The sequence below is a fragment of the Streptococcus sp. HPH0090 genome, from assembly GCF_000411475.1.
Lineage (GTDB): Bacteria > Bacillota > Bacilli > Lactobacillales > Streptococcaceae > Streptococcus.
In genome coordinates, this window is record NZ_KE150465.1 from 7,501 (window position 1) to 27,064 (window position 19,564).

The 19,564-nt window shown below is 36.9% G+C and carries 19 protein-coding genes, 1 pseudogene and 1 other annotated feature (1 of these 21 cut by a window edge); all 20 genes and pseudogenes read right to left on the reverse strand.

All coding sequences use genetic code 11. The features are described from left to right. Positions 1-57, reverse strand: partial view of a hypothetical protein gene (locus HMPREF1481_RS07795; protein ID WP_006149702.1) — the 5' portion only. The gene continues 312 nt to the left of window position 1, outside the view; 57 of the gene's 369 nt are visible here — the first part of the coding sequence; its start codon is at positions 55-57; its stop codon lies beyond the left edge, outside the window. Between the two features lie 100 nt (positions 58-157). After that, complete coding sequence (gene ileS, locus HMPREF1481_RS07800) at positions 158-2,950, reverse strand: isoleucine--tRNA ligase (RefSeq protein WP_016466135.1); 2,793 nt, start codon at positions 2,948-2,950, stop codon at positions 158-160. 46 nt (positions 2,951-2,996) lie between these two features. Continuing rightward, positions 2,997-3,209, reverse strand: a binding site (T-box leader). Further along, positions 3,206-4,018 (reverse strand): DivIVA domain-containing protein, encoded by an 813-nt coding sequence (locus HMPREF1481_RS07805; protein WP_016466136.1) that lies wholly within the window; start codon positions 4,016-4,018, stop codon positions 3,206-3,208. Its footprint overlaps the feature before it by 4 nt. Before the next feature lie 16 nt (positions 4,019-4,034). Then, positions 4,035-4,301 (reverse strand): DivIVA domain-containing protein, encoded by a 267-nt coding sequence (locus HMPREF1481_RS07810; RefSeq protein ID WP_016466137.1) that lies wholly within the window; start codon positions 4,299-4,301, stop codon positions 4,035-4,037. Positions 4,302-4,309: 8 nt separating this feature from the next. Next, the gene (locus tag HMPREF1481_RS07815) at positions 4,310-5,095 is read right to left on the reverse strand and encodes a YlmH family RNA-binding protein (protein WP_016466138.1); all 786 of its coding nucleotides are present in this window, start codon (positions 5,093-5,095) and stop codon (positions 4,310-4,312) included. Next, positions 5,092-5,352: a YggT family protein gene (locus HMPREF1481_RS07820; protein ID WP_016466139.1), complete on the reverse strand. Its 261-nt coding sequence runs from the start codon at positions 5,350-5,352 to the stop codon at positions 5,092-5,094. The genes HMPREF1481_RS07815 and HMPREF1481_RS07820 overlap by 4 nt, the downstream gene beginning before the upstream one ends. Next, positions 5,352-5,903 (reverse strand): cell division protein SepF, encoded by a 552-nt coding sequence (locus HMPREF1481_RS07825; protein WP_016466140.1) that lies wholly within the window; start codon positions 5,901-5,903, stop codon positions 5,352-5,354. Before HMPREF1481_RS07825 ends, HMPREF1481_RS07820 begins: the two co-directional genes overlap by 1 nt. A gap of 9 nt (positions 5,904-5,912) precedes the next feature. Further along, positions 5,913-6,584 carry a YggS family pyridoxal phosphate-dependent enzyme gene (locus HMPREF1481_RS07830; RefSeq protein WP_016466141.1) on the reverse strand — a complete coding sequence of 224 codons (672 nt, stop codon included), beginning with the start codon at positions 6,582-6,584 and terminating at the stop codon, positions 5,913-5,915. A gap of 5 nt (positions 6,585-6,589) precedes the next feature. Beyond that, entirely contained in the window at positions 6,590-7,843 is a 1,254-nt protein-coding gene (ftsZ, locus tag HMPREF1481_RS07835) for a cell division protein FtsZ (protein WP_016466142.1), read from the reverse strand. 16 nt (positions 7,844-7,859) lie between these two features. Further along, positions 7,860-8,051 (reverse strand): cell division protein FtsA C-terminal domain-containing protein, encoded by a 192-nt coding sequence (locus HMPREF1481_RS11020; protein WP_414264406.1) that lies wholly within the window; start codon positions 8,049-8,051, stop codon positions 7,860-7,862. Then, a pseudogene (ftsA, locus tag HMPREF1481_RS07840) lies at positions 8,042-9,233 on the reverse strand (cell division protein FtsA); the annotation flags it as partial. The gene HMPREF1481_RS11020 and the pseudogene ftsA, both read right to left, overlap by 10 nt. A 383-nt stretch (positions 9,234-9,616) precedes the next feature. Next, the gene (locus HMPREF1481_RS07845; RefSeq protein WP_016466144.1) at positions 9,617-10,672 is read right to left on the reverse strand and encodes a sugar transferase; all 1,056 of its coding nucleotides are present in this window, start codon (positions 10,670-10,672) and stop codon (positions 9,617-9,619) included. A gap of 15 nt (positions 10,673-10,687) precedes the next feature. Next, the gene (gene glf, locus HMPREF1481_RS07850) at positions 10,688-11,785 is read right to left on the reverse strand and encodes a UDP-galactopyranose mutase (RefSeq protein WP_016466145.1); all 1,098 of its coding nucleotides are present in this window, start codon (positions 11,783-11,785) and stop codon (positions 10,688-10,690) included. Between the two features lie 11 nt (positions 11,786-11,796). Then, positions 11,797-13,209, reverse strand: coding sequence for a flippase (locus HMPREF1481_RS07855; RefSeq protein WP_016466146.1), 1,413 nt, complete (start codon positions 13,207-13,209; stop codon positions 11,797-11,799). Positions 13,210-13,317: 108 nt separating this feature from the next. Further along, on the reverse strand, positions 13,318-14,307 hold the full coding sequence (locus HMPREF1481_RS07860) for a Stealth CR1 domain-containing protein (protein ID WP_016466147.1): 990 nt from the start codon (positions 14,305-14,307) through the stop codon (positions 13,318-13,320). A 10-nt stretch (positions 14,308-14,317) separates the two neighbouring features. Further along, positions 14,318-15,433, reverse strand: a complete 1,116-nt coding sequence (locus tag HMPREF1481_RS07865) for a glycosyltransferase family 1 protein (protein WP_016466148.1) — start codon at positions 15,431-15,433, stop codon at positions 14,318-14,320. Then, positions 15,433-16,455: a glycosyltransferase family 2 protein gene (locus HMPREF1481_RS07870; RefSeq protein WP_016466149.1), complete on the reverse strand. Its 1,023-nt coding sequence runs from the start codon at positions 16,453-16,455 to the stop codon at positions 15,433-15,435. The genes HMPREF1481_RS07865 and HMPREF1481_RS07870 overlap by 1 nt, the downstream gene beginning before the upstream one ends. 151 nt (positions 16,456-16,606) lie before the next feature. Next, entirely contained in the window at positions 16,607-17,815 is a 1,209-nt protein-coding gene (locus tag HMPREF1481_RS07875; protein WP_016466150.1) for a hypothetical protein, read from the reverse strand. Positions 17,816-17,834: 19 nt separating this feature from the next. Continuing rightward, entirely contained in the window at positions 17,835-18,629 is a 795-nt protein-coding gene (locus HMPREF1481_RS07880; RefSeq protein WP_016466151.1) for a DUF4422 domain-containing protein, read from the reverse strand. A gap of 283 nt (positions 18,630-18,912) precedes the next feature. Further along, a complete protein-coding gene (locus HMPREF1481_RS07885) occupies positions 18,913-19,548 on the reverse strand; it encodes a sugar transferase (RefSeq protein WP_016466152.1) in 636 nt (211 codons plus the stop codon). Positions 19,549-19,564: the final 16 nt, after the last annotated feature.

A 19,564-nucleotide genomic window follows, 5' to 3' on the forward strand; every position in this document is an offset into this window, starting at 1 on the left:
AGCTCCTGCAATGATACCAATAAATCCATCTACTTGTGCAAGTGTTTTTGTCTTCATAAATATCTCCTTTTATTTTAATAAAGTATATTATACCATATTTTTATTAAAGTTTTAATTTTTAAAAAAATACAGGAGTAACTCCTGTATTTTTGTTAAATTATTTAGCTTCAAATCCTTCTGCGACTGCGTCTGCAAAGTTCTCTTCGACGATGCTTGCACAGTGATCACAGATGGTTGCGTGGTAGTGGCGTTCAGTCGTTGTTGGATTGATGCGACGGCAACGGTCACAAACTTCACCAGCTGCACGTTCAACCGTGAAAGCTACATCTTCAAAGGCCACTGCATCTTCTGGAGCTGGTCCTTCTGCGATAGTCAAATCTGAAACAATCAAGAGTTGAGCAACATTGCTATCAACAGCTCCAAGAAGTGTTTTCACGACTTCGTTTGGATAAACTGTCAAGTGAGCTTCAAGTGATTTACCAATCACTTTTTCATTACGCGCTTCTTCCAAAGCTTTTTGAGCTTGTCCACGGAAGTCCATGAAGGCTGACCAGGTATCCAAGATTTCTTCTTGGTTGGCAAAAGTCTGAGCTTCTGGTAATTCTGACAATTGAACGAAGTCTTCTGCCTCAAACTCAAGATATGACCAGATTTCTTCGGCAGTGTGAGGAAGGATTGGTGTCAAGAGTTTAGTGATTTTCACCAAAATATCATAGAAGACTGTTTGCATTTGACGGCGTTCAAGTGATTTAGCACCTTCAATGTAAACAACATCCTTGGCAAAATCAAGGTAGAAAGCTGACAAGTCAACATTGATAAAGTTTACTAGTGCCTTGTAAATAGTCAAGAATTCAAAGCTAGCATAAGCATCACGGATAGTCTTGACAAGCTGGTTAAAGCGAATGGTCATGTACTTATCAACAGAACGAAGTTCTTCGTAAGCGACGGCATCCTCAGCTGGGTTAAAGTCAGATGTGTTAGCAATCAAGAAACGAAGCGTGTTACGGATCTTACGGTAAGTCTCAGACACTTGGCTCAAGATATCCATCGAGATACGTACGTCATTGCTTGAGTCTACACTGGTTACCCAAAGACGCAAGATTTCAGCACCGAATTGTTTTTCAACATCACTTGGAGCAATGGTGTTCCCAAGAGATTTAGACATCTTCTCTCCTTTACCATCTAAAGCAAAACCTTGTGACAAGATTTGCTTGTATGGTGCCACACCATGATTCGCCACAGATGTGATAAGAGAAGAGTTGAACCAACCACGATATTGGTCTGAACCTTCAAGGTAAAGATCCGCTGGGTATTTAAGTTCTGGACGGTTAACCACTACTCCGTTCCATGATGAGCCTGAGTCAAACCAAACGTCCATGATGTCAGTTTCTTTCTTGAATTCCCCATTTGGTGAACCTGGATGCGTAAATCCTTCTGGCAAGAGGTCTTTAGCATCACGTTCCCACCAGATGATTGACCCATGCTCTTCAAAGAGTTGAGCTACATGTTCAATTGTTTCAGCTGTCATGATTGGCGTTCCGTCTTCTGCATAGAAGATTGGAAGAGGAACTCCCCAGGCACGTTGACGTGAGATTACCCAGTCACCACGGTCACGGATCATGTTGTAAAGACGTACTTTACCCCATTCTGAGTGGAATTTCACTTTTTCGATTTCATCCAAGATATCTTGACGGAATTTTGATACTGAGGCAAACCATTGTGGAACTGCACGCCAGATGATTGGTTTTTTCGTACGCCAGTCAAATGGGTAGGAGTGAGAGATTTCTTCTTGAGCAAGGAGCAAATCACCAAGTTTTTCAATAACCGTTGGTACAACCTTGTCATAGAATTGACCTTCAAAGTCAGGACCAGCATTCTCCATCATGATTCCGCGTTCGTTAACAGTAACAGCAACTTCGAGGCCATTGGCAATACCTACATTGTAGTCATCCTCACCAAAACCAGGAGCAGTATGGACGATACCAGTTCCTGAATCAAGCGTTACATGCTCACCAAGGATCACCAATTCATCAACTTCCGTATCCCATGGGTGTTCTGTAACGATATGGTTCAATTCTTTTCCTTGGTAAGTCGCAAGAACTTCAGCATTTTCCCAACCGAATTTTTCAGAAAGGCTTGGTAAGAGCTCAGATGCTACGACATACTTGCGGTCGGATCCAGCAGGTTTCACTACGACATAATCAAACTCTGCACCTACTGTCAATCCACGAGAAGCTGTAACAGTAAATGGAGTTGTTGTCCAGACCACGATATAAGTGTCAGTGTCTAGGACACCTTTGCCATCTTTGACCTTATTGGCATAGTAAAGAGATGTTGAAACCAAGTCGTGGTATTCGATTTCCGCTTCAGCAAGGGCTGACTCAGATGACCATGACCAGTAAACCGGCTTAGCCCCACGGTAGATATAGCCTTTGTTAGCCATTTCACCGAAGACGCGGATTTGCGCTGCTTCATAGTCAGGCGTCAAAGTTACATAAGGATTTTCCCAGTCACCTGAAACACCCAAACGTTTAAAGTCTTCGCGTTGTTTATCTACTTGAGAAAGAGCGTATTCGCGACAAAGTTTCAAGTATTCAACCAAGTCCATTTCTTTACGTTTGACACCTTGTTTAGCCAAGACTTGCTCAATTGGTAAACCGTGTGTGTCCCAACCCGGGATGTAAGGTGCATAAAAACCTGACATAGATTTTGAACGAACAATGATATCTTTTGAGATTTTGTTCATAGCATGTCCAACGTGGATATTTCCGTTTGCATACGGAGGACCATCGTGAAGAGTAAAGTGAGGTTTTCCTTCATTTAACTCTTGACGACGTTGATACAATTTTGCTTCTTCCCATTCTTTTTGCCAAACTGGCTCTTTGGTTGGAAGACCGGCACGCATTGGAAAATCTGTTTTCCCAAGATTGAGGGTTTCTTTTAGTTTCATTATTACTCCTTTTATTTAAATTGACAATATAAAAACCACGACTCGCAAAAAGGACGAAAATCGTGGTACCACCTTTGTTCGGAAAAAGACTAGGTCTTTTTCCCTCTTTTCCCGTAACGTGGGCAACGTCAAGTCTTACTATTTTCAGACTTGATGCTAAGAGAGGATAAATTTACCAACAGGGATTGTAGGGCTTCCACCATCTCCTACTCGCTAGAAATATATTTGATAAATTCTTGTTCTCTTATTAAACTCTTATAAAATTAGGACTGACTCTTGTTGAGTGTTCGCATCGTCTTGAGGTTCTTCCTCATGAGTTGGTTCAACAGGAGTTTCAGCAACTGGTTGAACTTCAACTTCTGTTTCAGCTGATTCTTCAGCAGCTTGCTCTGCTTCTAACAATTCTTTGTTGGCTGCTTCAATACGTGCTTGAAGTTCTGCAACTTCTTCTGGAGAAAATTGACGAGTCATGTCAATTGGCTCTTCTTCATGATATGAAGATGCTGCTTCACCCAATACTTCTTCGACAACTTCCTTAAATGCTTCATCGCTTGTTTGAAGATAAGTTGCAGTTGGACGTAAAATTTCTTCCCATTCAGATGAATCCACAATAGCCAATTGGCTTTCGATAGTTGATTTCAAACGTTGATGGAAGACACGACTCTTGTTCTTCAATTCTTCAGTTTCTACAGCAACTTTCTTAGCATTATCAGTAGCTTGACGCAAAATTTCATTAGCTTTGTACTTAGCTTCATCAAGCAAACGTTGTGCATCTTGTTCAGCTTGTTGGATGATATTGTGAGAACGATCGTTTGCTGCTTGTTTTACACGCTCAGCTGTATCTTGAGCAATCAAAACTGACTGGCTCAACGAATCTTTGATTTCATCAAAATAAGATAGACGATCTTCTAAATTTTTAATATGCTGATCTTTTTCATGATTGCTACGAACCAAATCTTCATAGTCACGAACAACAATATCTAAAAATTCATCAACTTCTTCACGATTAAAACCTCTAAATTGAACACCAAAGGTTTTATCCTTAATTTCTAACGATGTAATTGGCATATTTTTCCTCACTTATTTAATAAAAAATAGAATCATGTATTGCTTCTGGTTCTTGCTCTTGCTTTTCGCCATTTGTTACTGTTCTCTTAGGAATATCATTCGTATAATAGGAAAGACGTTCTTCTAGTCTTTTAATATAAGGTTCTGTCTCATCCTTGTATCGAACTAATTCCTCGTAGTCAATATAAATCTTATCTAAAAATTCGTCAACTTCTTCCTTATCGTAGCCTCGGAATTTCGTTGAGAAAACTTTATCAACAATATCTTGTGGTGTAATTGACATATTTCTTCTCACTTACTTAATAGTAGTCGGACTGTTAATTTTTTCTTATCCTTTTTTGTTTGACCGTTTTCTTTAAGCAAAACAATTCGCCCAAAACGTCGAACACTGATCAAATCACCAAGTTTTACCTGATAGTCTGACTTTTCAACTATATGATAATTGACCTGAACTAACTTCTTTTCAACCAGAGCTGAAGTTTGAGAACGTGATAATTTCAATATACTTGATAAGAAGGTATCCAAACGTAAACTTGAAACTAATATTTCTTTTTCTTGATACTCATCTTTTGATTCTATCATATCCGAAAAAGAATGCGCCACTAAATTTACAGGCAACTTAGAAATTTTTTGAATGCCATCCTGAAACAAGGTAGTGAATCTTTGATCCACTACAATCTGAGCCTTTTCTTCAGTCACAAGGATATCCCCAAACAACTTACGATCGATACCCAATCGATTGAGAACTGTACCCAGAATTTTTGAATGGGTTAGCTGTTGAAACTTGCCGGAGTACTCAATCTCAAGCAGGGTCATTTCAAAATCTTCTAAACTCGGCGTAAAATAATCCGGTGCAAGTATCACCCTTGCATACTCTGTAGGAACAAAACTGCTACTAGTAAACGTCTTTACTCCTCTATTATTTCCCAGCGTCTCCAAGATAAAAACTTGGTGGGGGTTTATAAAAGGAGTTAAGATTGGTGCGTAATGTTCTTCTACCTGCCTTATCCATTCTAGGCCCTTGTCAATAAATGGAATATCCTCAGTTGCAAAATGTTGGTAAAGTTCTTTACTCATAACATAACCAGCAAATTGATAAGATAGCGACTGATTGCACGGATAAGAATTAGAGCTATCCAAACGGAGAAATCCAAACCTGCAATTTGAAGAGGTAGACGTTTCAGAGGTTCAAGAATTGGTTTACACAAAGTCTCTAAAAACTTACCCAACTGGGTGTTGTAAGCATTTGGAAACCATGATAATAGAGCAAAAGCTACAAGTATCATCGAATAGATATCTGTAGCATTTTGGATAAAACGAATTATTAGAAACATTAACGTACTCTATTTCTCTTCATGTCAAAGTCGTACTCTTCACTTTGAGTTTCCTCTGGCAAACGGATATCTTCAATGTTAACCACAACACCAACTGGTGTCAAAAGGTACATTGTATGTGCGACTTTTCTCAACTCACCAGCAAGAACATGACGTGCTCCATCCAAGTAATCCAAACAACGACGAGCTTGAACTTCTGTCATATATTGGAAGTCAATCAAGATACTCTCATTCCCCGCCAATAAATCAACAATATCTGTTGCATCTTCGTAACGGCGTGGGTAACGAACGTCGATAGTAACTTTTTCAGTGCTACGATGACTTTCAATTGCTAGTTGTTGTTGACGAGCATGAAGTTTTGTAATGTTTTTTTCTTTTGCTTCAACTGGAGAAGATTCTTGAGCAACAGAAGCTTGCTGAGGTAATTCTCTTTTTGGAGGAACTGAAGCTAGTGGACGTTCAGAACGTGCGGCTACAACATCTGAAGCAACTTCATCTCCATCTTCTGTAAAGTAATCTATAAATTTATCAAATTTATCTTTTAATGACATGATTATTTCCTATTTAAAAAATGCTGTACCAATTCGAACAAAAGTCGAGCCACACTGAATCGCTTCCTTATAGTCACGACTCATTCCCATACTTAGTTCTGTCATTGGCATATTGGGGAGTTGTTGTTCACGAATGTATTGTTGCAACTCTTGCGTTTCTTTAAAGATTTTTTGCAACTCTTCTGTTTGAGCTTCAAACGGAGCCATGGTCATAAGACCGACATACTCTATTTGATCCAAGCTAGACAAGTCTGTTAAGACTGCTAAAAGTTCTTCTTTCGAAAAACCATGCTTGCTTTCTTCTCCAGAAATATTGACCTGCAAAAAACATTTAACCTTACGATTGGCACGTTTTTGAATTTCTTGAGCTAATTTCAAAGAATCTAAAGCGTGAAAATAATCTACATAAGGAATAACATCCTTCACTTTTCTTCTTTGTAAGCTACCAATCAAGTGCCAAGTAACATCTTTATCACTTAAAGCATGATACTTTTCAAGAAATTTGTCGACACGGTTTTCACCGATGTGTTTAACTCCTTGGTCGATCAAATTAGCTGCAGTTGCAATATCAACATATTTTGTTACGGCAATTACAGAAACCGAACCGTCTTCACGGCCGGTTTCTTGAATTGCTTTGGTAACCTGTTGAAATACCTGATTTGTATTTTCTTTTAAATCCATCTTTATTAACGATTTTTAAAGAATGGTGGTGTTTCCAACTCATCCTCATCAGAAGATGGAGCTTCAAAACGCTCAACCGGTGATACAACTGATTCACCTTGACGAACAATTGAATCACGTCTCAAGTCCCAATCACCAAATGCTGATGCTTTAGGTGCTTCAGTATGGCGTTGAGAAGGAGTTGGAAGTTCAGCTGTTTCAGCCAAATCAAAATGACGGTCGTAAGTGTGAGTGTGTCCAGTTCTTGCTGGCTCACGGAATGATGCTTGTCTTGGTTGTGGTGCTACAACTTTTTCTACTGCATCTTGACGAACTCCAGTTGCAACAACAGTCACACGGATTTCATCTTTCATTGATTCATCGATAGAAGTACCGAGCCAGATGTTTACACCGTGTCCAGCAGCTTGATTGACGATTTCTGAAGCTTCTTCAGCTTCAATCAAGGTCATATCCAAACCACCTGTTACGTTAACGATGACATCTTCTGCTCCATCGATTGTTGTTTCAAGAAGTGGTGAGTAGATAGCTTTACGAGCCGCTTCAATAACACGCTCTTCTCCGCTACCGATACCGATACCCATGAGGGCATTTCCTTTGTTTGCCATTACTGTCTTCACGTCTGCAAAGTCCAAGTTGATCAAACCAGGATTTGTAATCAAATCTGTAATCCCTTGAACACCTTGGCGAAGAACGTTATCTGCCTCAGACAAAGCTTCAAGAAGTGGAGTTTTCTTATCAACGATTTCTAACAAATTGTTGTTTGAGATAATCAAAAGAGTATCAACATGTTCGCGAAGTTCGTTAATACCTTCAACTGCGAATTGACCACGTTTACTTCCTTCAAAACCGAATGGACGTGTTACCACACCAACAGTCAAAGCGCCTAAACCTTTAGCGATACGAGCGATAACTGGTGCAGCACCTGTACCAGAACCACCACCCATACCAGCAGTGATGAAGACCATATCTGCACCACTGATTGCTTCAGTGATTACTTCTTCGCTTTCTTCAGCAGCCTTGCGACCAACTTCAGGTTGTCCTCCAGCACCAAGTCCACGAGTTAATTTAGGGCCAAGCTGGATAACTGTTTCAGCTTTTGTACTGCTCAAAGCTTGTACATCTGTGTTGGCTGCGATGAACTCAACACCTGAAACGCCTTCGTCAACCATGCGGTTAATGGCGTTTCCTCCGCCACCACCGACACCAATTACTTTAATTACTGCACCTTGTGCTGCTGCTGTATCAAATGAAAATGTCATATTTTATTCCTCTATCCTATTCATCAAACATGCTTCCGATCAAGCTACGGAAACGTTCAGTTAACTTACCTTTTGGTTTTTCTTCTGATTGATTTGGAAGTGTTGATTCAGTTGTATAAGCTGGTTCCACTGACTCAGTCGAAGTTGTTCCAAATACTGAACGTTGAGAAGCTGCAGGTTTTTCCTGGCTTGGAGTTCTGAAGTCAATTGGTTGTTGACGTAAAACTTGATCTCCTCTGATAGCCCGTTGAGCCAAAACATTAACTTCTGTAAGGCTTCCAGCGTATTCAGATAAACTAATCACATGAGCAAATGCTGGATTGCGGATACCTACTTGGTTTGGCACGTAAAGTTTCACACGTACACCAAGTACTTCTTGGGCAAGCTCAACAACACCTGGAAGAATAGCATTTCCACCAATAAGAGCAATGCCACCTGGCAAGTCAAGCAAATGTCTTCTTTCCAAATCTTGTTTGATTTGTTCGAAGATGTGTTTCAATCTAGCTGAAATAATTTGAGACAAGTACTCTTCAGTAACCTCAACAGGTTCTACTTCCCCAATAACTTCAACTTGGAAAGTCTCTTTACTTGCAAGTTGAGGGTAAGCTTCACCGTAGTTAAGTTTCAAGCCTTCTGCGATCTTCTTAGAAGTTTTAAGAACTTTTGAAATGTCTTTTGTAACGTAATCGCCACCTTCTTGGTAAACATTTGTGTATTGAAGCTCTTGGTTACGGATGGTTGCAACACTTGTTTGACCACCACCCATATCAATAACAGTCGCTCCAAATTCACGTTCACCTTCATTCAGAACAGATTGAACAATAGCAAGTGGTGAAATAATCACGTTATCAACTTGAACACCAACACGTTCAACAGTCTTACGAAGGTTGTGCAAAATAGTTCTTGGACCTGTATAGAGTAGCCCACGCATTTCCAAACGAACACCCATCATGCCACGTGGATCACGAATACCTTGGAAACCGTCAACCACAAATTCTTCTGGCACAAAAGTGATTACTTCGCGATCTGGCGTCATGCTCTTTGTCAAAGCAGATTTAACAACATTTTCAACATCTTGATCTGTAATTTCTTTTGTGTCTGACGTTACAGGAATCATTCCTTGAGTTGGTTCAACCTGCAACAAGTTCGCTGGAAGTCCAACGTTTACAGACTTGATTGAAATCCCTGCTTTTTCTTCTGCTTGAGAAATAGCAGATTTGATAGCCGTCGCAGCGGCTTCGATATCAACGATAATTCCATCCTTGACACCTTTACTTTTGGCGTTGCTAACACCGATTACATTTACTTCACCATCTACAAGCTCAGCAACTAACACTTTAATTGAGCTCGTTCCAATATCTAAGCCTGTAAAAAAACCATTTCTAGTCATTACATTGCGTCCTCTCTATCTTCCAAGTTTCACACTTTGATTTTTTTAATAGCTACAAGAAGGCATAGCTATTCACAGAATATTATATCACAAAAATCCGATTCGTGGCTATTTTTTTATGATTTTATCGAAGGTTTTTCATTAAATTTATTTTAATATTCCATTACAAGTCCTAAATTTTATATTTTTTTGTCAAAAAATAGTGTAAAACTATTAAAAATCCTGAAAATTATTCTGAAAATCAACCATTTCCCATAGAAATTTTATCCAAATCCATTCATGAAACATTCATTTTTGTAATAGGAATTAATATTTAATCCCTTTGTAAAAAAACTGTATATTATGTTCGGATTTTTAATAAAAAAGAGGTCAATAACGACCTCTTATTTTGTTAATTCATTCAAAGCATTCGTTAGATAAAAACCATCTCGTATTTTTTTACCAATATATTTAGATTTTTCAACCAAAATTTGATAATCAGCATCTGAAAGATTTTCAATCGTTTTCTTCAAATCATGAAGTGATTCCACTGCGATCCCACAACCATTCTCAAGAACAAAGTGAGATAAGGCTGACTGTTTCCATACCACCAGTGGAAAACCAGACGCTAAATAAAGAGACGCCTTGTGTGAGTTATTGTAACGAAGGTACTCGCCAAATAGTCCGCTGCAGGTATCCGCACTGTCACCATCCCAGACAAGTCCAAAACCACCCTCAAGAGCTGCAGGAAGTTCGTCTGGCAAGAAGGAACCAAAGTAAGTTTCATTTACAAGAGCTCTACTCTCGTCAAAACCGACACCATAGAGGTTATAGACTGGAGCTTCTGGAAGAGCATAGAGATACCCAGCTTTCTCCTGTGCCAAATTACCTGCTACAATAATTGGTTGGTCTTTTGTTTGGATTGTTTTTTCTTGAAAATTCGGAATCAAATAATCAAAAATTTCAAGACTGATGACCTTATCTTCTGCGATGCCTTTTTCAACCAAAACTGATTTCATGACAGGATTATGCGCGATGATTCCGTCCGCTGCTTTAAGCAAACTTCCTTCTTGAAGATGCATGCGAATTCGGTACTTTAGAGGCAATGAAGTTGAATTTGCATGACGAAGCACTTCTAAATCATGGATTAATAGATAGACTTTTATCCCTCTTTTTTGCGCTTTTTTTACAAGTCCTGTGGTAAAAAAACTATGATGTAACATAGGGAATTGAATCAAAAGTATATCCCCTTTATTCATTTGACTCAAAACTTGAGCAAAAGCCTTTGCTTTATGTCGCTGAGCTTTTAGGATATTCATCTGGTACCAATCATCAACCGATAGAATCAATGGCTGGTAACCTTCTTTTTTTACAATCTCTTCAACATCATTGCGAGCCTTATTTCCCGCATTTTTAGCGTTATTGTCATGAAGAAATTCTTCTTTTAAGTAGTATTTCATAGATTATCGTTTCTCTTAGTCAAACTCATTTGCTACGACTTCTAAAGCACGTTCAATAACCACATGCATGTCGTAGTATTTATAGTCTGCCAAACGTCCACAGAAGATAACCTTGTCATTTTTAGCGGCTTCTTCCTGGTACTTGGCAAACATAGCATTGTTCTTTTCATCATTGATTGGGTAGTAGGGTTCATCTCCACGTTTCCAGTCAGCTGGGTATTCACGTGTGATAACTGTCTTCGGTTGGGTACCATACTCAAAGTGCTTATGCTCAATGATACGAGTGTAAGGAATCTCACGCTCAGTGTAGTTAACCACGGCATTACCTTGATAGTTTTCTTCGTCCAAAACTTCATGTTCAAAACGAAGACTGCGATACTCCAACTCCCCATGTTTGTAATCAAAGTACTGGTCAATCATCCCTGTAAAGACAACTTTTTCAGCTGAAGCTTCCAGCTCTTCACGATTAGCAAAGAAGTCAACTCCAAGTTCTAATTCTACATCGCCCAACATATTTTCAATGATGACGTTGTAACCACCGATTGGAATTCCTTGGTAACGGTCATTAAAGTAGTTATTATCAAAGGTCAAACGCACTGGGAGGCGCTTGATGATAAACGGAGGAAGGTCTGTTGCAGAACGTCCCCATTGCTTTTCTGTATAGCCCTTAATCAACTTTTCATAGATATCTGGGCCAATCAACTTGATAGCTTGTTCTTCCAAGTTCTTAGGCTCAACGTCTTTCATGTCAGCAGTTTGCTCGGCAATCTTGTCCTTGACTTCTTGAGGAGTCTTGGTTCCCCACATAGCATAAAAAGTATTCATGTTAAAGGGAAGATTGTAAAGATTGCCCTTGTAGTTAGCCACTGGTGAGTTAATATAGTTATTGAATTCAGCGAATTGGTTGACATAGTCCCATACTTTTTTGTTGGACGTATGGAAAATGTGGGCACCGTACTTGTGAACGTTGATGCCTTCAATATTTTCACAGTAGATATTTCCACCAATATGATCACGCTTGTCAATCACTTTTACTTTTTTACCGCGTTTCGTTGCTTCGTGTGCGAAGATTGCCCCAGACAAACCTGCACCAACAATCAGATAATCGTACATAATTCACTCCATTATTTTTTAATAAGTTGTTTTAATTCTCTCACATCTACCACTTTCAGAGATAGAATTGCAATTAAGTAAATGATTCCACCAAGCACAGCAAATGCTAGAACATTTATGGTTGGCGAAAAATGTATAACTGTTTTTGAAACCAGCAAGAGTCCATACATGATAGCTGATGCCAGAATAATTTTCATCATCGATCCGATAATCGGAACATCTTTTATGTATCTGCGAGTAAAGAACAATTGAATTGCCCATACAAGCGCTTCAGTCAAGACAGAGACAATGGCTGCTCCGATATAACCAAGCTTTGGTAGGAAAAGCAAGTTTAATCCTACACTGATAATCGCAGGAGCTGTTGTTGAAATCATAAATTCCTTGTTTTGATTATGAGGGATTAAGATTTGAATACCCATAATATTGGTCCAACCGATAAAGAACATACGGAAAATCATGATAGCAATTGCATAGCGCGCATCTTGAAAATCTTGCCCAAGGAAAAATTGAACAAAATCATCATTGACGATTAAAATCCCTGCCATCATTGGGAAAATGACCAAATTATAAATCAAGAAGGACATCTCATGCATTTTATTAACCGCCTTGTGTTCACCCGATGATAAGAGGTGCGCAACACGAGGCAACATAACACTCCCCAAGGAAGTCACCAAAGTCAGGAGGATATTTACTAACTTTAGAGCCTGATCATAAATCCCTACATCTTTTGTAGACGCTAGTGCTCCAAGCATGGTACGGTCTAACGTGACATACAAAGAAATAGCAACTTGAGGTAGAAATAATAAAATGATTGGCTTCAAGTGACGCTTGGCGTACTCTAAATCAACATGCGGTTTTCCAATAAACTCTCTTGCTGGTAACCACATACTGAGTTGCCCCAAAAGTTCAAATATGGTAAGCAAAAAGACATAGAGATAAAGGTCGCTTGCAGATTTAACAAAGAGGAAGATAGAGATGACACCAACGAGTTTTACCGTGATGTTTCGAACGGTAATCTTTCGAAAATCCTCCAACCCTTGAAAGAGCCAGGAAATGTCCAAACCTTTCGAAACCAAACTCAAACCTAAAATGTAGGCTACTGGATTTTGCATAAAAGGAAGTGCCAGACAAAGAACAATGTATAAGAATAGAGAAAAAATAGTCGCACTCAGTTGCAGGGAATATATTCCCCAAAAGTTTTTTTCAATTTCCTTGCGATGCCCTGAAATGACCTTTGTTCCATAGTTGGCAACTCCTAGTGTTGCTAAGAGGATAAAATACGTAACGATGGAGTTAAAATAACCATACGTTCCTAGATCATCCGATGAAAAAACCCGTGTTACATAGGGAGTCGTAATAATTGGGAGTATAATCACCAACAATTGATAAGAAAGATTGTAGGCATAGTTTTTTAATACTTTCATCTCAACCCGTCCTATCTACTATCCCTAAAATCTCTTTTTTAAATAAAACTATTTTACAGGCTAGAATTGTCATTTTATGTAATTCTTGTTCTTTCAATCCAGATTCCTCTACTTTTCAAATTTAGACTTTTCAGGAAATTTTTTCTCAAATATTTTGCGAACAAAATTGACTTCGGTATTGAAATCTTTAGTATGTTCATCATCATTTATACACAGAAATTTATTTTTTCCTTTATGAATAATCGATTCAATTTTATCCGAAAATGCAAGAGGTGTATATTCACCAACACGAATAGTTTGTGGCATAAATGAATTTGTTTCAATGTTCCAATAGCTCATCAACCAATGATTAACGTCTTTCGTAGAACGGAATTTATTTTTACAAATTTGATGTAGAAGTTCTCCTTCTTTTTCCCAAATCTCAGCAAAAGTACTTTTTAGATGAGGCACAGCAACATGTGCATCATGATAGCCAATAATTCCTGAATAAAAGATGCTAAATAGATTATACAGATTAAATTTCCCATAACCTGTATTCAAAAACTTTCTTCTATGTTGTGAGAATGTTTTTTTATCATAAAAGTATTTGTTCATGATTAGTAAATGATTAAAATTGATATAATCAAATTCTTTAGTTGGGACTAACGGTCGATATATACTCAACAATCGAGGCAAGCCATTTTTAAACAAATCTTCCTTTTCTAAAAACGTATTAACAAACATATCATCGTTAAACAGAACAAAATGCTCACTTAAATCTTTAATCCTAAAAAGATTTAGTTCAATCACATTTGAACTGTAAGTCGGTAAATACTCGGACGGAATATAATCTTCGTGTTTTACTATTTTCAATTTAGGATGATTTGTATCCAGCCACTCAGGTAAATGTCCATATGTAATAAAATAGATATTATTGACCCAGGGAGCATATTTTTCTACTGATCGAAACCAGTATTGAAACAAATCCATGTCTCTAAACCTAGATTCATCATTCAAGTTCGGACTACCATCTTGAGTTTCGTATTTCCTCTTTTCCTCTCGCCACTTTGGATCATTCCCATCAACCCAAGTAACTACAAAATCAATTTTATTCTCCATGTTATCTTCCCTAAACTAATTCTAGTAATTGTTTTTCAAGGTTTTGAGCAGCTATCTTAATGTCGTAGCCAGATTTCTCAAAATTATCTCGTATATCTTCATAATCTAAACGAGTTGTTGTACGAATCATTTCATCAAGGAATTTTGCCCATCTTTCTTCATCGGCTTTCAATGAATAATAAAAAATATTTTCATTAATTTTTGCCTCCTGAGGCATAGCTTCTTCCGACAATAGTATAGGAAGACCGTTCGCTTGAGCCTCTAAAGGAGCTAATGGCAGGCCTTCAAATTTTGAAGGGAAAAAGAATAAGTCAAAAGCACTTAACCATTCTGATATATTCGACTGAACACCTACAAAGTAAACTTTATCTTGAACAGATAGCTCCTCAGCCAATAACTTTAATTTATCCAAGTCTTCGCCTTGACCAACTAGAACTAAGCAGACATCATTTCTAAATTCCTGTAATTTAGCTAATACTCTTATCATAAATTCTTGATTCTTCTGGAAATGCAAACGTCCTACATGACCTAGCACAAATTTATTATCTAATGCATAATCAGTTCGAATTTTATTTCGTGCTTCAGAAGAAAAAATAGAAGCATTCATATTAATAGCATTTGGTATAATCTTAACTTTTCCAATAGTTTCTTGATTGTAAAACCATTTTGCAGCTTCGTGCGAACAAGCCCAGAAATCGGTTGCCCACTTTTCAATTCTGTCCCTATTATGATTATGTAATTTTTCGCGAAGCTTGGTATCCATATTTTGACTATTATGGCTGTGTACAATTCGAACCGGAATACCAAAATATCTTGCAAATTTTAAATAGTCAATATTTGCCAAACTATTAATATTAACCCAAATTGCCTGATAATCCGATGCATATTTTTTGAAGAATCTATACATTTCCCAATAATATCGTACCGGATTTTTACTTCTCGCTGTTAGATGAAAAATTCTTGCTCCTTTAGAAATAAGTTCATCCTCATAAGCTATTTTATCATTTGAATTACATAAAAAATCTAAGGCTAACTTTTCGCGATTAAATTCACGAAAATAATTCATAATAAATGATTCGACTCCGCCAGGATTTTGATTCATCCCAAATACTAGAATTCTTTTCATTAACTTTTTCTTCCTTCTTTGAATTTGTTTTGCCTCACTCGAATAATGTAAACCAATGCCGCTAAATGATACAAATGTATTTTCAAGAAAAATAGAGGTACAAGGGATAAATTCCTTACATCAGAGATAGATAAATTTTGTATAGGCTCAGAAAACATAGGCATCTTATAAAGCCTAATCATTTCTCTGAGTTTTTCTCTAAAACTCTTTGCATTATCAAAATGGAACACTTCTCTAACCATTATTAAATTAAAATGCGCCAACTTATATAATGAAAAAGCTTCTCGAATAGCATCATCAACATTTTCTAACGCCTTTGAACTCTCATCCAACGAAACAATATAACCTTCTAATTTATCGGAAGAAAATGTCCTCATTGTTGAAGGTGAATCGATTGAGTAATGGTATAAAGTTTGAGGGTATAAGGTTAGACTGTGCATCGCCAATAGAAATCGAAGATAAAAATCACTGTCTTCTGAAACTCTTAAATTTGTATTAAATTTTAACCCAAGTTCGTCAATTAGATGTTTATTAAACACCTTTCCCCATACTGTCATGTATTTGGTTGGCTCAGAAAGAAATCGAACTATAAACGGGTTAAGATCATTTATCAATTCTACCTCTTCTGAAAAAAGTTCTATTTCTTTAGAGCCTTTTTCATAGTTATATACGCATAAATCTGTAGGATTGGTTATTAAATTTTCAATAATTATGTTCAGATTCGATTCCACCAAATAATCATCTGCATCTAAAAAAATCAGCCACTTCCCTTTAGATTTTTCAATTCCCAAGTTTCTAGCAAAACTAGTCCCTTTATCCGATTGATAGACTCGTATATTTGAATGTTCTGTTGCTAATTTTTTGGCAATCTCGAATGATTGATCTGTCGAACCATTTTCAACAATAATCACTTCAATCATATCGTGATAAAATGTACCATTTAGTACACTTTTTACTGCTCTATTAATCGTATCCGCTCCATTATGTAAAGGAATAATAATAGAAATTAAGTTTTGTTTCATAAAAAATACCATAAATAATCTGTAAAGAAGTAGATAAACTGACCATCCATTCCAGTCCTATAAATTAACAAAAACAGGTTTAGAATATCTTTCTTATCTACATTTTGAAAGCTGTTTAGTCTGAAACCAACCAATATTCCTTTGTGTTCGACTATACGATTGTTTCAAACGAATTATTACCATCATTTTCATCAGCAAACTGATAATCTGGGTAGATTAAAACCCCAATCAAAACCCAAAAAATATTGTTATGAAGGTACAAATTCAAATCATCAATCATAGAATGAAAACTCATCAAAATCAATATCAGAGCAAGAACCCATTGGCCTTTCTTAATTACTTTAAATAGCGTTAAAGTTAAAACAGAGAGCATCACTGACAGGATCAATAAACCATATTTTTGTAAAATCTGAACATATAAATTATCCACATACAGATACGTTTGATTATTTTTTACCCCTTCGACAGTCAGACCATTCCCGTTCCATTCGACTGGGCGTCCAATCAATCCAAAACCATATAAGTTTAAAGATTTATTTGCTAGATATAAACGACCACCTAACATATGGTTTGCTTTAAAAAGAAAATCATTGATCAGAGGATAACCGGAATTGGGAAATGTAAAGGATACCCAAAAACTAATGATTGCATTTACAATAAAGGTCAGTTTAAAGATTCTAAATACATTTCCCAACTTAGAAAATATATTTGGAAACCACTTTATTAATAAGCTGCAAACTAACAAAATACAAGAACTATAAAATGTCAAACGAGAATCTGTCTTGCTATACAACCAATACACAGACAATGACAACAAAATCCATTGCCAATATTGTATTTTACTTTGCTTTAAATAGAATACGATAGCAACAATATTCATCAGTAAGATAGAAGGATATAATGCATATCTGAAACCTAAGTAACTACGTACTCGAGGCCCAGAAATTTCTAGATAATTAGGTATTATTCCCAATCTTGAACTCATAATCACAAATAAGAGCAAGCATGTACTGACAAATAAAGAGGTTGTAGCCACCTTTTTAAAAGGAACATCTCGTAAAGTATAAATAAATAAGATACCTACTGCGACATTTGTACTTAGGGCAGTCGTTTTACCAACAGCAACATAAATTAAAATTGTTGCAAATAACCCTAAGAGAGCTCTATAATCGTACTTTCTTTTAAATGATTCCTTTATGGCTAAAAGAAAGAGCGAAAAAGCTATCACTAATTTATAAACTAATATAGGTATAAATTGAACATAAAAAGTTGTATTTAATATCGATACCGTCAAAAATATCCCTAATGCACTAAGAGGTAACAGTTCTGGTACAGATTTTATTTTTATTACTAATTTCATCCCTATGTTTTATCCCTATCTAAAAACTCTGTCCATATTTTTTTCCAAAGAATTTTGCTTGAAGGAAAGATTTCCCTTTTTGGAATAAGTTAATCTTTTCCATATAGATAAACGGAACCTCTTTTATCCGTAAATCTTGATTTGCCAACCAAACATTGAACAAGCGTTCGCTGACCCTACCAAATAATCTAGCATCAAAAGCAGAATAGCCTGTAATATCCAGTCTTCGGTATAACTCATCGATAATCGGAAACAACCATTCACAATAGGCTGCTACATTTTCTTTTGACATGATAAACATGTTGAACATATAACCACTGCGCTGTTTCATAACTCGATCAAAAGCCTCGATATAGTCTGGTCTCAACTCACTAATAATTCGGCGCGTCACATCTAGATGATTAGCATCATGTGTATGTGCATAGTGTGAGTACAAGGTTTCAATGTAATATTTCCGTTTTTTAGGAACAATAACGTCATATTTTGACAGTAAATCTTTCACTTCTGAGTTCGATAAGATGACATCATTCATGTCAAGCGATTCGTTATACGATTGGCTTTTCGACGTGAAATAACGACGGTAGTGTACCAATCCAAGATAATCGCAGTCTAAATTTTTCCACGCCCAATAAAGTCCAGTTAACTCACAATAATAGGGGTTTAAGCTAGAAATGTTATCTCCTTCATCATCACATTGGTATCCTAATTTTTCTTTTCCTTCACTACCGACATGGATGGGTAGATAAAGCTCAGCATCTTCAGGCATTGTAAATTGCTTGTGCGTTGCTACGATAATTTTATAATTCTTTGTCATTATAACCCCCTTCATTTAGATTAAACTGTTTACGCTAAAAAAGAAATCAAACACCTGCACTCTAGTTTCGCAGAGTTCACCTTAGAAACTAGTTAACTCTTCTGCCACGCGTCTAATAGACTATTCAGATTAAATAACCTTGAAAGAATTATCTACCAAATTTTAGAGTTGGCAGCAATCCCATTCAAAACTCTAAAGCATGACTACCAGTATTTGATTTCATATAATTTGCATTTCATACTCATCAACAGATAACAAAATCCTAACAAAACATATCTGTTCTTTAATGAGCCCCTTTTCCTAACAAAACTTGCTTAATGGTTAATAAAAATATTTTTACATCCAATTTAAAAGATTGATGTCTAGGATAGTACAACTCCATCTCGCAACGTTCAGGATAATAGATTTCACTTCTCCCAGAAACTTGCCACATACCAGTTATTCCTGGTTTCACCGAAAGCAATAGTTTCTGTTCGTCTTCGGTATATTCTTTTAATTCCTTATCCAGAATCGGTCTGGGACCTATAAAGCTCATATCACCTCGTAATACATTTACAAACTGAGGAAATTCATCAATACTTGTTTTTCTGATAAAGTTCCCAATAATCGTTAGACGAGGATCCTCGTTAGGTGGCAACTTATAGCTATTCTCAATATATTTTTGATGTAGCTCTTTATTTGCCAAGAGAATTTCCTCAGCATTCTCAACCATGGAACGGAACTTAATAATTTTAAATTTCTTTCCATGTAGTCCTACTCTGTACTGAGTAAAGAAAATGCTACCCTTATACCCTTTTGCTTTATAAATAATAAAAATAATTACGGAAGCCGGAAAAGCTAATACTACCGTCCCTACCAATCCAATAAAGAAGTCTGCAAGTTGCTTAAAACTTTTATATAAGACTTCACGTATCTCCACTTAAACTCCACCTACT

Coding starts and splice junctions, on each gene's coding strand:
- ileS (WP_016466135.1), bottom strand. CDS start 2,950: ATGAAACTAAAAGAAACCCTCAATCTTGGGAAAACAGATTTTCCAATG.
- HMPREF1481_RS07805 (WP_016466136.1), bottom strand. CDS start 4,018: ATGCCAATTACATCGTTAGAAATTAAGGATAAAACCTTTGGTGTTCAA.
- HMPREF1481_RS07810 (WP_016466137.1), bottom strand. CDS start 4,301: ATGTCAATTACACCACAAGATATTGTTGATAAAGTTTTCTCAACGAAA.
- HMPREF1481_RS07815 (WP_016466138.1), bottom strand. CDS start 5,095: ATGAGTAAAGAACTTTACCAACATTTTGCAACTGAGGATATTCCATTT.
- HMPREF1481_RS07820 (WP_016466139.1), bottom strand. CDS start 5,352: ATGTTTCTAATAATTCGTTTTATCCAAAATGCTACAGATATCTATTCG.
- HMPREF1481_RS07825 (WP_016466140.1), bottom strand. CDS start 5,903: ATGTCATTAAAAGATAAATTTGATAAATTTATAGATTACTTTACAGAA.
- HMPREF1481_RS07830 (WP_016466141.1), bottom strand. CDS start 6,584: ATGGATTTAAAAGAAAATACAAATCAGGTATTTCAACAGGTTACCAAA.
- ftsZ (WP_016466142.1), bottom strand. CDS start 7,843: ATGACATTTTCATTTGATACAGCAGCAGCACAAGGTGCAGTAATTAAA.
- HMPREF1481_RS07845 (WP_016466144.1), bottom strand. CDS start 10,672: ATGAAATACTACTTAAAAGAAGAATTTCTTCATGACAATAACGCTAAA.
- glf (WP_016466145.1), bottom strand. CDS start 11,785: ATGTACGATTATCTGATTGTTGGTGCAGGTTTGTCTGGGGCAATCTTC.
- HMPREF1481_RS07855 (WP_016466146.1), bottom strand. CDS start 13,209: ATGAAAGTATTAAAAAACTATGCCTACAATCTTTCTTATCAATTGTTG.
- HMPREF1481_RS07860 (WP_016466147.1), bottom strand. CDS start 14,307: ATGGAGAATAAAATTGATTTTGTAGTTACTTGGGTTGATGGGAATGAT.
- HMPREF1481_RS07865 (WP_016466148.1), bottom strand. CDS start 15,433: ATGAAAAGAATTCTAGTATTTGGGATGAATCAAAATCCTGGCGGAGTC.
- HMPREF1481_RS07870 (WP_016466149.1), bottom strand. CDS start 16,455: ATGAAACAAAACTTAATTTCTATTATTATTCCTTTACATAATGGAGCG.
- HMPREF1481_RS07875 (WP_016466150.1), bottom strand. CDS start 17,815: ATGAAATTAGTAATAAAAATAAAATCTGTACCAGAACTGTTACCTCTT.
- HMPREF1481_RS07880 (WP_016466151.1), bottom strand. CDS start 18,629: ATGACAAAGAATTATAAAATTATCGTAGCAACGCACAAGCAATTTACA.